Source organism: Crossiella sp. SN42 (genome assembly GCF_023897065.1).
GTDB lineage: Bacteria > Actinomycetota > Actinomycetes > Mycobacteriales > Pseudonocardiaceae > Crossiella.
This window is the reverse complement of record NZ_JAMHIV010000022.1, coordinates 79,007-92,359: the sequence shown is the minus strand read 5'-3', so window position 1 is coordinate 92,359 and position 13,353 is coordinate 79,007. Positions and strand designations below refer to the sequence as shown.

The window sequence follows — 13,353 nt, the reverse complement described above, 5'->3', positions numbered from 1 at the left end:
TCCCGCGCCCACGGCTTCCCATGGTTGACCTCCGCCAGCCGGCGACACGACGGGAGTTCGCCCCGAGGGGGTGGGACGAGCGCTCCGGCGGGTGGGGGTTCCCGCGGCCGTGCACCAACTGAACCGACGACTCCATTCCCCAGCAAGCGTCACCGGCCAACCGGGGGCAGCATCACTGCTTCACGAACGGGTTCGCCAGCGGTCCGGTTGTGCAGTGCGGTGTTGGCGCAGGTCAGGGGGTTGTTTGAACTTCCCGGTCCGGCAGCGGTGCGGGCTTTGGGGGCGGTTCGGGGGCCGGGTGGCGGGGTTGGGGTTGGGTCAAGATCACCGCGGTGACCCCCGATTTCCGGGTGGGCGGTGCGGTGCGCTAGGCTTCATCACGTTCGAGAGAACGAAGCAAGACCGGGACGTGGCGCAGCTTGGTAGCGCACTTGACTGGGGGTCAAGGGGTCGCAGGTTCAAATCCTGTCGTCCCGACCAGACGGGGGGTGTTCAAACCAGTCACACAGGCTGGGGCGGGCACCACCTGACGCAGGTCGATCGGTGAAGCGGTCCTCTCCTTCGGGAGGGGGCCGCTTCTCTGTGTGTCGGGGTTCTGTCGGGGGCTGGGAAGCTCGTAGCCGGGCGCTGGGTTGTCGGCGGGGCCGGTGAGGCTGGCAGCGGCGTGGGCGGCGTCTGCGAGTTCGGTGGCGGTGTCGAACGGCTCAGCCAACTCTGAGTTGGTGACGGCCACGGCGGTGACCTCATCGGCGTCGAGGTAGAGCCGGGTGAACATGGTGCGGGTGATCAGGTTTTGGATCTCGGGGGTTCCGGTGTCATAGAGCTGGCGGGCGCGCACCAGCAAGGCGAGCGCCTGGTTCAGCAGCTCGTGTCCGGTGGTGGGGTTGGTGTCGAGTTCGTCGAGTTGCCGGTTGATCCCGGCCTGCCTTGCTCGGATGGTTTTTAGTTTGGCGGTGAGCTTGTCGCGGTTCCACTCGTCATCGCCTGCCAGGTCCAAGAGGGCGTCTTCTGTGTTGTCCAGTTTGGCTAGTTCGGTGGTGAGCTTCTCGCGGATGGTGTCGCTGCCGCTGCCAGCAGCGGCCAACGCGGTTGCCGCAGCTGCTGTCACGACGGCGCGGATCTCCTCGGCAATGGTGACGGACTCGAAGTGGGCGCTGACGGCGTGTTCCACTCCGGTGAGGGTGTCCATGCGCAGGAAGGGTTGATCACAGACTTTGTGCTTGCGCCCCATACAAAAGACGTAGGTGTAGGTGCCGCCGTTGCCGGTGTTATTGGACAGCACGAACCGGCGGCGGCAGCGCTGGCACCACAACAGTCCTTTGAGTGGGTGGTAGTGCACGGTGCGGCGGGTTCCGCCGATACCGGAGCTATCCAGGATGCGTTGTACTCGGTTGAATTGTTCTTCGCTGACCAACGCCTGGTGGCGGCCCTTGTATTCGATGCCGTCGTGGGTGATGTAGCCGCAGTAGTAGCGGTCCCTCAAGATTTTCAAGATCACATCGAGCTTGACCGGTTGTAGTGGTGCACCTTTGCGGGGACGGTTGCGAAAGCCGCGTTCAGTAATGATCTCGTGGATCTGGGTGGGTGTGTAGCGTCCAGTGTCGGCCAGGTCGAAGATTTGGGGGATGTATTCGGCCCGCTGCGGGTCGAGTTCGACAGTGTTGACTTTGCGGCCCTCGAATTGGATGGCGATGTTGACATAGCCGATTTTGGCGAGGCCGGGTGTTCCGCCGTTGCTGGCTTTGTTCGCCAGTTTGGTTTTGATGTCCTCCCCGGAGGATTCCACTTGGAACTGATTAAAGACTGCGAGCATGCCGCGCATGGCTCGGGTGGCCGGGTCGTTGCCATGCAAGTGCTCTTTGACCGAGATCACTGTTACGCCGAGGCGTTCCAGGGTGAGCCCGACGATGGCGTCTTCATAGCGATTCCGCGCTAGGCGCGAGAGTGAGTACACCAGCACGTATTTGATGTCACGGTGTTCGATGATCCGTTTGACCATCTGCGCGAACTTGGGGCGTTGATCGAGCGGCAATGCTGATTTACCCGGTTCGACATACTCCTCGACCAGGGTGATGTTGAGGCTTTCGGCGAGTTCTCGCACGGTTTTGCGTTGGGTGGGAAGGGAGTTACCTTCGGGGTCATAGTCGGTGTCGACCTGGCTGCGATCCGAGACCCGGTAGTAGGCCAGGCCCCGGCCTTGACCGATGGCGTCGGCGATGTGTGAGGTGAAGGTACCGAGTTGGGGTAGCAGGTCAGCCAAATATCCCTTGCCGCTCTTGGGTTTCTTCGCCATGGCTAGCCTTTCTCATTCGCCTCAAGTGCATCGAGCAGTCTCCGGTAGGGCGGGAGCAGTTCGAAAGCGGTTCGAACGTCTACCTCAAGAACCTCAATGAGTCCAATTAAGACCTCCGGGGTCGGTGTGGGGGTGGTGCCGTTTTCAATACGGGCCACGGTCGTATGGCTGATATCGAGTTGTTCAGCAAGTGCGCGTTGGGTCAGCTTTTTGGTGGTGCGTGCTGTGGTGATCAGTTCGCCGAAGCTAGCCGGGCGGTTGGTCGTCTCTGGTGGTGTCACGACTTCCACGGTGGCAGGTGGTGCACGGTTGCACCACCGCCGAACCGGTCGCGCTGGGCCGGTTCGGCGGCGGTGCCTCTAGCGGGCGGGCCTGCTAGCTCTAGCAGTCCCTCTAGCGTCTGACGAGGGTCCTGAGCTGGGGTTGTGTCTCTAGCGGGCGAGGCCGGCGAGCGCCTCGGTTTGGGCCTGGGTGGGGGGTGGTGACAGCGAGCTGCTGCTAGCGCTAGGTGCCTAGGTCACGGTGGCCAAGACCACGCCGAGGGTGTTGAGCTGGTGGCGGGTGAGTGCCTCGGCAAGGCGGTTGCGACCCAGGCATGAGAGCGAATAGGCGAACACGTGGCTGACGGATGTGTGGGCGGCCAGATAGGCCAACAGCTCAGCAATAGCTGGGTTGTCCGGCGCGACGCCGGAGATGGTTTCCGGGCGGATGAATTCGGCGACGACCGGCATATCGAGTGTGTCAGCTAGCCGGTGGCAGGCGGTGCGTTGTCGGGGGATGTTGGCGGGGTTGTTGGCGGCCAGATATAGCACTCCGACGGGGTTGGTTGGGTTACGTCGAGCCATGGCGCTGTCTCCTTATCGGATGGGTGCGGTGATCCAGGTGATGCCCACGACGGCGAGTTGTTCAGCGAGGAGTTCAATACGTGCCTGGGCGGTGGGGTCGGTGATGGTGTCGCCGAAGAACACCACGGCGGTGGTGTGGGTGGTGACGTAGGTCAGAAGTTCGTCGATGTCGTGGCGAATGGTCTCGCTCACCCGGTAGCCCTTGGCTTTAGCGGCGTTCCCGGCGGTGCCGGCGTAGGTGGGGTTGGTGTCCACTGTGAACACCACCGCGGTTTTACCTTTCCTGGTCATGACATAGTGCCTTTCGTGGTGGTGGGTGGCGAGGGGTACTGGTCCTCGGGAATGGGCTCGGTGTGCAGGATTAGAGCGTTGCCGTCTAGGCGCATGTGATCGGAGACGTCGACCCACTCCACTCCGAGGGCGGTGAACTGGTGACGCAGTCGGTTGATTCGGTGTTGGGTGTTGGGGTCATGCACAGGGTCGGCCGTATAGACCGCGTCGATGAGTTTTTCAGAGAGCAGGTTGCGCGGGATGGTGGCGATGAAGGTGTCAGTGACGGTGTAGCCGTGCCATCGTGCAATGCGGCAGGCGGCAATCAGGTGGGCGGGGAAGTCGTAGGCGGTGAACACGATCGCGGTGTTCTGGTGTGTGGCCACGGTTTTTACCTCTCGTTCGGTGTGCGGGGGTGCGGAATCTTGGCGGCGGCAAGGGCTGTGTGGACATCGGTGCGGGTGATGGCGCGGCGGTTGGCTTTCTCCCCGGTGTCCGGGTCGGTGCCCCAGTGCTGAACCGGCCGGATGCCATAGGGGCGCAAGGCGGTGGTGAGCTGGGTGGCTTTCGCCCCGCGCTCCAACTTCGCCCAGGCCCCATAGATGTCGGGTCGGAGTTGGGCGAGGCGGTCCACAATGGACTCGTTCCACATCACTGTGGCATCAACGGGAAAAACTGCGTTGATGTCGGCCAGCAGGGTGCTGGCGGCGGTGATCGTGTCGGGGTCGGTTCCGGCGGTTGTATCGATCGCATAGCCGCTCAACCGGTTGGCAGCTTCACGCAGGGCGCGGGCGCGCCTGGCGATGGTGGCGGAGTTGGGACCGTGGGGTGTGTCGGTGGGCACGCCGCGCAAAATGACCGGCTCGTCACCGATGCCGGTAGCGATGGCGATGCCTTTGTCCAGAATGGAGAACGGCACCGCACTGACACCGCTGGCGTTGGCCCCAGTGCCCAGGACCATGTCATTGGCGCGCCAGTCCATGACTTTGAGGCAGATGCGGATGGCGGCGTTGCTGGAGATGCGGGGCGGCAGGCTCTCTTGGTCGGGGCGTTGGGTGGCCAGGATGGTGATGATTCCGGCGGCCGGGCCACGGCGAACAAGGTCTTCCACCAGGGCAGCGAGTTCGGCCCCGTGCTCGGGGTGGGTGAACCACTTGTGACACTCATCGATCCCGATCACGACCGGGTGCAGGCCAAGGTCACGGACTCCGGCGAGGTGGGGGGTGATTTTGGCCTCGGGGCACACATCGCGGGGTAGGTCTCGGATGACCTGGGAGCGGCGTAGGAGTTCGGCGGACAGCTCGCGCATGTCGGCCAGGGCATAAGCAATGTCCTGCTCGGTGTAGCCGCAGCGGTAGCGGTGGGCTACGTCTTCCAGGGCGCGTAGGTCGCCGTTGCCTTTGAGGTCGAACACATGCAACTCCGCCCGCACATCCAGCGCGGCGGCCAACAGCAGGGCGCGCAGCCACACGGTTTTGCCCATGCGGGGGATGGCACCGATGACCACCGAGGCGAACATCAACACCGCGCTGACCCAGCGCCCACGCGGATCAGTCCCGACCGGTATGCCCTCGAACAGATCGACGGTGCCCTTGGCCGCCAGGGGCCACGCGGGTTGGGCTGCGGCGGTGAGGTTCACATCAGCCACCCAGATCACCACCCGGCCCGGATGCACATCGGGGGCTGCTTCCGGCCAGATACACCCCAACGGCCGCGACAGGGCCGAGGCGAGTTTGGGGCGGCGTTCGATCACCTCCGCCGCCACCACACCGGGCGGCAAGTCCACGACGGCACGCCAGCCCGCGCCGTCCCGGCTGATCGGCGCGGGAAAGTGCGCGGCCTTGGCATTGCGAATCCCGATGGCCTCCAACGCGTTCAGCACGTCCTGGCTGTGCAGGGGCCGGGCCGCGGGCACCACCACGGCGCGGCTGATGATCGGCTTATCGACGGGGGTGCCGACCTTGGCCAAGATCACCACGAGGCCGGCGACCACGACGCCGATCATCCACAGTGGTGCGAACACCCACACGGCCACACAGGACAGGGCTGTCACCACCGCCCCCACCAGCACCATGCGCACGCGCTTAGAGATGCGGTGATTGCGAAGCTGGGTAAAGAAAAAATAGGTCTCTGACCGCTCCGGGATGGCCCCCGGCGTGGGGGTGTCTTTGCGTGCGGCGGTGGCGGTTGTGCCGGTGCCCTTGTGTGCGGCGGTAGTGGCTGGCGGGGTGGTTCGGTTGGGTCGGGTGTCGGCATCGATCATCCAGCGCCCCAACGCTGTGAGGGTGATCCACGCCCCTGCCGGGGCGCGCCACAGCAGCGCCACAGCAACGTACTTTGGTAGGCGCAGCAGATGAAACCCGGCCGCATACGCCCCATGTCGGGCTAGGAACACCAGCGCGGCCCGCAGGGCAGTCCAGGAGCGCAGCCAGGCCGGGATGATGGGCCGCCGCTCTTCTCGTTGCGGTACACCAGAATTCGGGTTAGTGGTGTGGGGTTGATCGACCATCACCGGCACGGCCGGGCCGGTGTCCTCATCGGTGTGGTGGGGGTCGCCGGTGGCGTTCATGGCACTCCTGTCGTCGGTGGCGGGATGCTGCAGAAGGGAAAGGAAAGCCAGGCACCGCACCAACAATGGTGGGTACGGTGGCCGCGGTGCCTGACTGCTCGGGGCGCATCCGTTGCGGCACAACGCTTTCAGCGGGCTAGTCCTCGGGTTCGGTGGCGCTGGGCTTGGGCTTGCGGGTGCGTCGTGTTGGCCTGGCGCGGTGCTTGCCGGTGGCCTGTTGCTGTTGCAGCATCCGCACGTACATCACGATCACTTGGGTCAGTAGGTGCGGATCGATGTCCTTGCGCTGCTTGCCATACACGCGCACTCGCAGGCGTCGATGCTTGCCCATCACCGGCCCCCTTTACAGGCCGCGCCGGGCACTGTGGACGGTGCGCGCCCGCAACCGCGAGGTGTACGCGGTAGAGCGGGAGAACGGTGCGGTGACAGGGAATGCCACCGCCACTAGGTCGTAGGTCTCGGCCCGAAGTAGCCACCAGGCGACCCACAACCGTTGGGGCGCATCGAAAGCGGGTATGGAGGCGAGTAGCCGCCGCAGTGCGGCACAGGCTTCGGCTTGCAGGCTCGTCGTCATGGGGATTGCCTTCCGTCCGTCAAACATTGCGCTAATTGCAATGATTGCCCGCTTTGACGGTAGCAAGATTTGGCCGTAACGGTAGAACACGTTGGAGCGCAATGCATCCTACGTATGTTGATGATTGCAATCATGGCAATGATTGCGGATGTGAGGGTAGGATGGAGTGTATGAGTGAGATGCCACCGCTGGACCCGGCAGATACCCGTCCGTCGTATCAGCAGGCCGCCGACATCATCCGGGACCGGATCATCTCAGGGGTCTACAAGGTCGGCGATCACTTGCCGTCCTTTGTGGAGTTGGGCAAGCGCTTCGGGGTGAACAGCAGCACGGTGCAAAAAGGCGTACGCATGTTGCAGGAGCAGGGCTTCGTTGCCTCCGCCCCTGGGCGCGGAACCTGGGTGCTCTCAGCTACTCCGGCACCGGTAGACCCGGTGTTGCAGCGCCTGGACGAGATAGATGATCGGATTGCGTCCTTGGAGACGGTAGTTGAGGAGCTTCTACGTCGCGAAGGCCATACACCTCGTTGAGCTGTGCCACCAGGCGCGTCAGACGCGCAAGCCTGGCGTTGATTGTGCCCAGCTTGGCGCGTCGCTGCGCCTGGATGCTCTGTTGTTCGCTGTGTTCTAAAGGGACGTTGCCCTCTGCGCTGACGGGAGTGTCCGTCACGGTTCCTCCACTGTGGACAGTGAGCCGGGGTAAGCGCCTGCACTGAAAAGGCCGAAAGCTGTCCCGAGGCTGTGCCGTCAGGGACATATGCCATTTCAGCTATACACGCTCGATGCGGACGGCACCGGGAAACCGAGAATGCTCACCGAAGTGGAGCAACGCCGGGGTATGCCGTCGGAGTGTGGACACGGGGCCAGGCCGCGCCACGGGATGCAGGGGTGCGGGCAGGCTCAGGGACGCAACAGGGAGGCGGGGTGCAGGCGGTGCTGATCGACAAGCAACGAGAACTCCAAGCGGTGGAACAACAAGCGGTGCGGGTGTAACAACGGTGGAACAAAGACAGTTCCCACGCTAACCAGAGATCACCACCCGGCGCTAGATACACCAGCACGCAACCCCGCGCTAGGGCGCGCCGAGAAAGGCAACCCCAACAGGTGGTGACAGCAGGGGGTCCGGCGGAGCACGTTGCCCTTACTCGCAGCCAAACCCGTTGAGGCGTAAGGGAAAACCGGGACAGCGGCGCAGGTGGCGCAGTGGCGTGCCGTGTGCGCTGCGTGTTCAGGGTGCGTTACAGCCCCCTGTGAGGATCACCCCATACCGCTAGCCGCCCTGTCTCGTCGTGACACAGCGTCGAACCCACAACTAGCTTGTGTGATCTGGCGCACTCGTGAGCCGGGAACGTGTACCCGATCGGGGCGTTTACGCCGCTCACAGCTCCTGGGTGACGTTCTTGGCGGTGTGCAGGGGCTTACCGCTGTGGCCGGTGGCCGGGTCTACCCCGAGCCAGGTGCTGACCTGGGTCATGGTGACCGGTGGGTCATCGGGGCCAGCGGTGGCGGCCAGGATTTGCCACCACACCACCGGAAGCGGGGAGAGCAGATAGGCAGCGAGCACGGGCACCAGGGCACAGGGGCCGGGGACACCGAGCCGGGTGCGGCAGGCTGGGCACCGGCCCCGGTGGTTGAGCTGGTGTGGACCCAGCACCGCCCACAGCGCGCCGTGGGTCCGGACCAAGCCTCGGCGCAGGCCAGCAGGCGCGGGGCTGTTGGTGGTCTCAGCGTTCTGCAGGGCTTGGGTGATCGTGCTCAGGTAGGCGGCTACGGCCCGGTACTGACCCACCGCAGAAGGCCCGGTCACCGCTGTCCATCCGGGTCGCTGCCGCCGCTGGCGCTGGTGCCGTTGGTGGTGGCGCGCTCGCGTAGCTCGGTGATGCTGGGTCCGCCCACGGTCAGCACTTGGGCCACCGCGGCCAGCAGGCTGTAGGCCCGGGCGGCGGCGTGGGGGTCGCGGGAGAGGTGCCACAGCGTTGGCATGACGACGACGTCCACAGCGAGCAGGGCAGCGATGTCCAGGCAGGCGGTCAGGCCGGGCCGGTGCAGTCCGGCGCGTGGGTTCCGGCCGGTGTCGATCGGCACGGCTAGGACCTCGTATCCGGCTTTGGCGCACCACGCGGTCAGCCGGGCGCGTACCCGTTGCACATCGGCGGGGTGGGCCACCCGGCCATAGCCCACGGCCACCACACCTGGGCCAGAGGGCAGGCGGGTGAGGCGTTCGCGGCACATGATCAGCTCACCGCCAGGGCGGCCATGGTCGCGGTGGGACGGTGGGTGGCCATCGGTCGCCTCCGAATGTCCTTTCTGGACAGTGCTAGGGGCAACCGGAGCCGGGGAGGGAGGGGGGAGCGGGCCGCTGGTCAGCGGTCGGGGGTGATCACCAGCGGCACCCGGCCCCGGTTGCCAGCGCCTACGGTGCGCTGCGTGATCAGGTGAGACCAGAGCGTTAACGGCGCATCAGTGACGCATCGCTGCGGTATCGGTAGGCTTGACCAGCACAAACAGGCATAGAACTTCCCGGTTGTTCTTCGCTCGATTGGGGCAGTCGCCATGGGCGCGCGGCGTGAGGGCTTGCGGCAAGCGCGTAAGTCAGCCGGATATACCCAAGAACGCATGGCCCAGGCGTGCGGCGTGGAACGTTCCACGTGGGCGCGGTGGGAACGTGGGGAAAGCGACCCGCAGCCGTGGCAGCGCACCAAAATCGCCCATGCCCTTCGGTTATCGCTCTCAGCGGTCGATCAGCTGCTGAACGCCTCCACCCCACACGCCGCAGCGCGCACGGGGATGACCCCGTCCCCCGCGTTTCCGTTCGTCCCTGTCCCGGCCAACGCTGAAACACCGGAGCCGTTACGGGGCAACGACATCGCGGCCATTCACGCCACCATGGGCCAGTTGTTGGCCCTGGACGGGCAGTGCGGGGGGACCGAGGCCAGCCGCCAAGGGCTGCGGGTCTTTCGCGGTATTCAGCGCCGTATCGGTGCCGCGCCCTGTCCGCCCGCCCTGCAACGGGATCTGTATGCGGCGGTAGGGGAACTCGCCGAAATCGTCGGCTGGCTGCTCTATGACGCCAATGATCAGGACGGTATGCGGGCGGTCAGCCACGAATCGTTGATGTACTCGGGTTGGGCTGGGGATCGCTCGATTTCCCTGTTGACACATCAAAACCTGGCGATGCACGCCGAATGGACTCAACGCCCCGCCGAAGCCCTGATGATCGTGGACCGTATTCTGTCCGGCCACACGCTAAGTCCGCGCTTGGAATCACTGTTCCGGGCTCGCCGTAGCCACGCCTTAGCGCTGCAACACCGCCCCAATGAGGCACGCGCCGAGCTGGCCCGCGCCTCGTCGCTTTTCCTAGACGGGGCACGGGATTCTGACCCGGCGTGGGCGTGGTGGGTCGATCAACGACAGTGGCAGTGGTTCACCGCCATGGTGCACCACCTGGCTGGTGATAAAGACATCCCCGTGACCGCGTTCGCCCATGCCCTGGCTATCACTCCAGCGGGGCGGCAACGCGGCAGATATAGCTACACCAGCTACCTGTTCGGCGCTCTGCTAGAGGCCCGGCAATGGAACGACGCGCACCGCCTAGCCGATACCTTGCCCGCGTTGATTACCGATGTGGGAAGCGGATCAGGACGCACTACCGAAATCCTGCGCCGCACCCTCAAGAAAACGCTACACGGTGATGTCCCGGTAAGCATTCACGACACAGCACGGGAACTAGTCGCAGCAATTAGCCGCACTGCATAAAGAAAACCGGACTGCATACTAGCCGCGCTGTCCACACAGGATTAACGCGCCGGTGAGGCGTCCACTGAAATCAGCGGACGCCCCACCGGCGGAAGGTGCGATTTCGTTTCAGTTCTTGGGCTTACAGCTGAGAATTAGCACAAGGCTTCGCGCAGTAGCCCGTACTCTTTCAGTAGGAACTGCTCGAATTCTAGTATCGAACTGGAAACAAGGGAACATAGGGAGGGCGTGTCGGAGCTGGCTATTCCGCTGGGGCCGTAGGCGAGCATTTGTCCTTCGCCGGTTGATATGTCAGTTGCCAGGCGGAGGATACTTCCGTATTTTCTGGCGCTAACGAAGATAACGATATCCTCAGCTTGGCCGGGATCGCTCACTCGGCTAAGTGAGGCCCATGTCTGAAATGGCCATTTTTCCGTCGTTCGCCAGCCTGTACTTGCTAGCAATTTTGGATTGCACTCCAGGAGTGCGGCCGATATGTGCGAAAAAGACTGGTCGAATCTTTGCCAGCATTCTTCAAGTTCAGAATTCATAGTCATTCAGGGGGCGACAATCTCATCATCGAGGGCATCTATGAGTTCTTGTGTAAGTGGATGAACTATTCCCATGTCTCGACAAGCCATCCACTCTGACATTTTCGACATGTCAGTAGGCGCAATGCTAACATGCCCCTCGGGTGAATCTCGCACCGCTCGCAGCTTCCGCAGCCTGGAGGTGTCGATCACTTGCAGCCTAGTTCCGGACTTAAATGCTCCAGGTGAATCAAATGCGGACAATCCCGTATCGTCGACGCCGGGGCGGGGCGTAAAATTCTTCGGAGTTTGGCTACCGGAACGGTAGGCCATATACACAAAGGACATCAGGCATTCCTGACTGGCGCAGTTTGGGGTGTCTAAACCATGCAAGGTAAGGCTTTTGCCTATTTCGGTGCCAAGATGACTTGTGCGATAGAGAAAATTTGTCTGTCGGTTTGGCTGGCGCTACCTTCGCTCAGGTTCTGGACGACTTCCTTTCGTTGGGTCCTTAGTGGCCGCTGTCGGTCGCGGTGAGGTTACGTAGCGGCACACGGGGCGCGATGTTACGGAGGTTCCGGCCTCATGTGGCGGCTTGAGCGCAATGGTCGTCAGATCGAAGGACATTCAGGGCGGTCTGGCTGCCAGTTCTTCAGGTATATTCACCTAAACATCTGCCATGGGCGTTGTTATGCGGCTTTGGGCGTGCGGCGTACGCCGTGCTTGCGTAGCAGCCGCTTGACTGTCTGTTCGCTGACGCCGTACTCGACGGCCACGGCGGCAGCGGTGGCACCGGTAACGAACTTGTCGATCATGGCGCGCTGCTCTTGTGCCGTGAACCGGTCGCTGAGTCGGACCCCGCGCCGCCCGGTCTCGGGTGCTCCGGGGGCCGTCGTACCGGTGTCGGGTGCAGGTTCAGCGAGCGCTTGTGTCACCTTGCGGAGCTGTTTGAGCAGGTCAGGGCGGTTCAAACTGCCTCGTAGGACCTCGACGGTCTGAGGAGTCCTCGCAGGTCAGAACCTGCGAGGACTCCTTTTTTGTGATCTTGGCACTGCCTTCGAGGTCGAGCATGCCGCTCAGCGACACCGTGCCCCGGAAGGCCGGGCCACCGCTAGAGATCGAGACCGCCTACCTGGAACTGGAGTCCACCATTTCCGAGGGCCGTCTCCTGCGCACCCGCACCCCGGCCTGGTGCTGATCCTGGCCGGGCCAGCCTCACCATCGCCGGGCACGCCGCCCGTGAGCTGATCGTCCGGTCACCAACGTGATTGTGGGCAGTGTCATCGGCCTCATGGGCCCCAACAGGCGGCGCCTGTTGGACAACCTCGTGCCCTATCGGCGTCTCCGGACCAGGCCATTGGTGGTCAAACGCGCCGTCCAAATACAACGCCAAAGGCATCGTCAACCGCGCCGCCTACAATTTCGCTTACCCCTGAACGACAAGTCGCCCGTCGGGCACCGCCGCATCCGGCCGTCCGGGACGGGCTGACTCCCGAATCTCCCAGCCACACTCGACCTGCGTCGACCACGTGCCAGTCCGGTCCTACCGCCGGTCCAGGAGTTCGGCCTCTTCCGCTGCGGTCAAACCGGCTTCCCGTTCGCGTTCGATCCCGAGCGCACGTTCGTGATTGAGGGCCGCCACGGCGGTCTCGGCGACCGGGCGGCAGCGCAACCCGGCCTCCCAGGCCGGCCCCGTGTCGCGGTCAACCACGCCCAGGTGGCTCTCCGGCAACCACAACGGCAGGGAGCATGGCCCCTGCCAGGGCAGCACCCCGGCCGCGATGAGTTCCTCCGGAGACATCGGGACACGCTGCAAGTCGGGGGCGCCGACCGCGGCCGCGACCTCGTCGAGCACGGTGCCCAGGGTCGTGGACGGGCCGGAGGCGTCGAAGGTGCCCGTGGTCCTGCGCTCGCCGCAGGCCACGATCCACTCGGCGAGGTCACGGACGTCGATGAGCTGGCACGGCTGGTCGGGCGCGTCGGGGACCACTGCGCGCCCGCCGCGAGCGAACCGGCCTGGCCAGTACCCGAACCGGTCGGACACGTCGTCGGGTCCACAGATCAGGCCGGGCCGCACCACAAGCGCGCGGCCGTGGACCGTCTCGTTGACCGCCTGCTCGGAGGCCACCTTGATCGACCCGTACGCGCCGAAGTCCTCGGGGCCAACCGGATCCGTGTAGCGCGGTTCCAGCATCCTGTCGTCCACGCCCCCGTGGCGGCGAGACAGGTCGGCGTAGACGTTCATGGTCGAGACGAAAGTCCAGTGCCCGGCCGCCTCGCCCAGCTCGGCCAAGGCTTCGCGCACCCACCGGTAGGAGATGATGGCGACGTCGACCACCGCGTCGAACCGCTCGCCACGCAGTGGGGCTAGCCCGTCGTCGACGTCACGGTCGACTCTCACCAATCGGGCGCCATCGGGAACCGTCCCAGACTCCCCCCGCGCCGCGCAGACCACCTCGTGCCCATGCGCCACCGCGGCGGCGGCCACCGCGCGGGAGAGGAATCGGGTCCCACCCAGTACCAGCCAACGACCCACAG

The 13,353-nt window shown here is 64.3% G+C and carries 14 protein-coding genes and 1 tRNA gene; 4 read left to right on the top strand and 11 right to left on the bottom strand.

Going from position 1 to position 13,353, the window contains the following annotated elements:
* The first annotated feature begins 403 nt into the window (after positions 1–403).
* A tRNA-Pro gene (locus M8C13_RS25760) sits at positions 404–480 on the top strand.
* Here M8C13_RS25760 and M8C13_RS25755 read toward each other — a convergent pair.
* From M8C13_RS25755 to M8C13_RS25725, 7 genes are all read right to left on the bottom strand, one after another.
* Positions 443–2,293, bottom strand: a complete 1,851-nt coding sequence (locus tag M8C13_RS25755; RefSeq protein ID WP_252483271.1) for a recombinase family protein — start codon at positions 2,291–2,293, stop codon at positions 443–445. The genes M8C13_RS25760 and M8C13_RS25755 overlap by 38 nt on opposite strands.
* 2 nt (positions 2,294–2,295) lie before the next feature.
* Positions 2,296–2,574 (bottom strand): helix-turn-helix domain-containing protein, encoded by a 279-nt coding sequence (locus M8C13_RS25750; RefSeq protein ID WP_252483270.1) that lies wholly within the window; start codon positions 2,572–2,574, stop codon positions 2,296–2,298.
* 231 nt (positions 2,575–2,805) lie between these two features.
* The gene (locus M8C13_RS25745; RefSeq protein ID WP_252483269.1) at positions 2,806–3,138 is read right to left on the bottom strand and encodes a recombinase family protein; all 333 of its coding nucleotides are present in this window, start codon (positions 3,136–3,138) and stop codon (positions 2,806–2,808) included.
* Between the two features lie 12 nt (positions 3,139–3,150).
* The gene (locus tag M8C13_RS25740; RefSeq protein ID WP_252483268.1) at positions 3,151–3,393 is read right to left on the bottom strand and encodes a hypothetical protein; all 243 of its coding nucleotides are present in this window, start codon (positions 3,391–3,393) and stop codon (positions 3,151–3,153) included.
* Between the two features lie 32 nt (positions 3,394–3,425).
* On the bottom strand, positions 3,426–3,794 hold the full coding sequence (locus M8C13_RS25735; RefSeq protein WP_252483267.1) for a hypothetical protein: 369 nt from the start codon (positions 3,792–3,794) through the stop codon (positions 3,426–3,428).
* Between the two features lie 5 nt (positions 3,795–3,799).
* Positions 3,800–5,977 carry an FtsK/SpoIIIE domain-containing protein gene (locus M8C13_RS25730; protein ID WP_252483266.1) on the bottom strand — a complete coding sequence of 726 codons (2,178 nt, stop codon included), beginning with the start codon at positions 5,975–5,977 and terminating at the stop codon, positions 3,800–3,802.
* 136 nt (positions 5,978–6,113) lie between these two features.
* Positions 6,114–6,308 (bottom strand): hypothetical protein, encoded by a 195-nt coding sequence (locus M8C13_RS25725; RefSeq protein WP_252483265.1) that lies wholly within the window; start codon positions 6,306–6,308, stop codon positions 6,114–6,116.
* Between the two features lie 413 nt (positions 6,309–6,721).
* On the opposite strand from M8C13_RS25725, the gene M8C13_RS25720 reads away from it, so the two are divergent.
* Positions 6,722–7,081, top strand: coding sequence for a GntR family transcriptional regulator (locus M8C13_RS25720; protein WP_252483264.1), 360 nt, complete (start codon positions 6,722–6,724; stop codon positions 7,079–7,081).
* An 847-nt stretch (positions 7,082–7,928) separates the two neighbouring features.
* On the opposite strand, the gene M8C13_RS25715 is transcribed toward M8C13_RS25720, so the two are convergent.
* Both M8C13_RS25715 and M8C13_RS25710 read right to left on the bottom strand, forming a co-directional pair.
* Positions 7,929–8,357, bottom strand: a complete 429-nt coding sequence (locus M8C13_RS25715; RefSeq protein ID WP_252483263.1) for a hypothetical protein — start codon at positions 8,355–8,357, stop codon at positions 7,929–7,931.
* The gene (locus tag M8C13_RS25710; protein ID WP_252483262.1) at positions 8,354–8,782 is read right to left on the bottom strand and encodes a recombinase family protein; all 429 of its coding nucleotides are present in this window, start codon (positions 8,780–8,782) and stop codon (positions 8,354–8,356) included. Before M8C13_RS25710 ends, M8C13_RS25715 begins: the two co-directional genes overlap by 4 nt.
* Before the next feature lie 321 nt (positions 8,783–9,103).
* Here M8C13_RS25710 and M8C13_RS25705 point away from each other — a divergent pair, with 321 nt between their 5' ends.
* Entirely contained in the window at positions 9,104–10,306 is a 1,203-nt protein-coding gene (locus M8C13_RS25705; protein WP_256509684.1) for a helix-turn-helix transcriptional regulator, read from the top strand.
* 1,198 nt (positions 10,307–11,504) lie between these two features.
* On the opposite strand, the gene M8C13_RS44675 is transcribed toward M8C13_RS25705, so the two are convergent.
* Positions 11,505–11,630: a hypothetical protein gene (locus M8C13_RS44675; RefSeq protein WP_256509683.1), complete on the bottom strand. Its 126-nt coding sequence runs from the start codon at positions 11,628–11,630 to the stop codon at positions 11,505–11,507.
* 254 nt (positions 11,631–11,884) lie between these two features.
* Between M8C13_RS44675 and M8C13_RS44670 the strand changes: the two genes are divergently transcribed.
* Complete coding sequence (locus M8C13_RS44670) at positions 11,885–12,013, top strand: hypothetical protein (protein ID WP_256509682.1); 129 nt, start codon at positions 11,885–11,887, stop codon at positions 12,011–12,013.
* A gap of 345 nt (positions 12,014–12,358) precedes the next feature.
* On the opposite strand, the gene M8C13_RS25700 is transcribed toward M8C13_RS44670, so the two are convergent.
* Positions 12,359–13,351 carry an epimerase gene (locus M8C13_RS25700; protein ID WP_374213145.1) on the bottom strand — a complete coding sequence of 331 codons (993 nt, stop codon included), beginning with the start codon at positions 13,349–13,351 and terminating at the stop codon, positions 12,359–12,361.
* Positions 13,352–13,353: the final 2 nt, after the last annotated feature.

Bases quoted from the DNA above. Each gene is read 5' to 3' on its own strand.
- M8C13_RS25755 (WP_252483271.1), bottom strand. From the start codon at position 2,293: ATGGCGAAGAAACCCAAGAGCGGCAAGGGATATTTGGCTGACCTGCTA.
- M8C13_RS25745 (WP_252483269.1), bottom strand. From the start codon at position 3,138: ATGGCTCGACGTAACCCAACCAACCCCGTCGGAGTGCTATATCTGGCC.
- M8C13_RS25730 (WP_252483266.1), bottom strand. From the start codon at position 5,977: ATGAACGCCACCGGCGACCCCCACCACACCGATGAGGACACCGGCCCG.
- M8C13_RS25725 (WP_252483265.1), bottom strand. From the start codon at position 6,308: ATGGGCAAGCATCGACGCCTGCGAGTGCGCGTGTATGGCAAGCAGCGC.
- M8C13_RS25720 (WP_252483264.1), top strand. From the start codon at position 6,722: ATGAGTGAGATGCCACCGCTGGACCCGGCAGATACCCGTCCGTCGTAT.
- M8C13_RS25710 (WP_252483262.1), bottom strand. From the start codon at position 8,782: ATGTGCCGCGAACGCCTCACCCGCCTGCCCTCTGGCCCAGGTGTGGTG.
- M8C13_RS25705 (WP_256509684.1), top strand. From the start codon at position 9,104: ATGGGCGCGCGGCGTGAGGGCTTGCGGCAAGCGCGTAAGTCAGCCGGA.
- M8C13_RS44675 (WP_256509683.1), bottom strand. From the start codon at position 11,630: ATGATCGACAAGTTCGTTACCGGTGCCACCGCTGCCGCCGTGGCCGTC.
- M8C13_RS44670 (WP_256509682.1), top strand. From the start codon at position 11,885: ATGCCGCTCAGCGACACCGTGCCCCGGAAGGCCGGGCCACCGCTAGAG.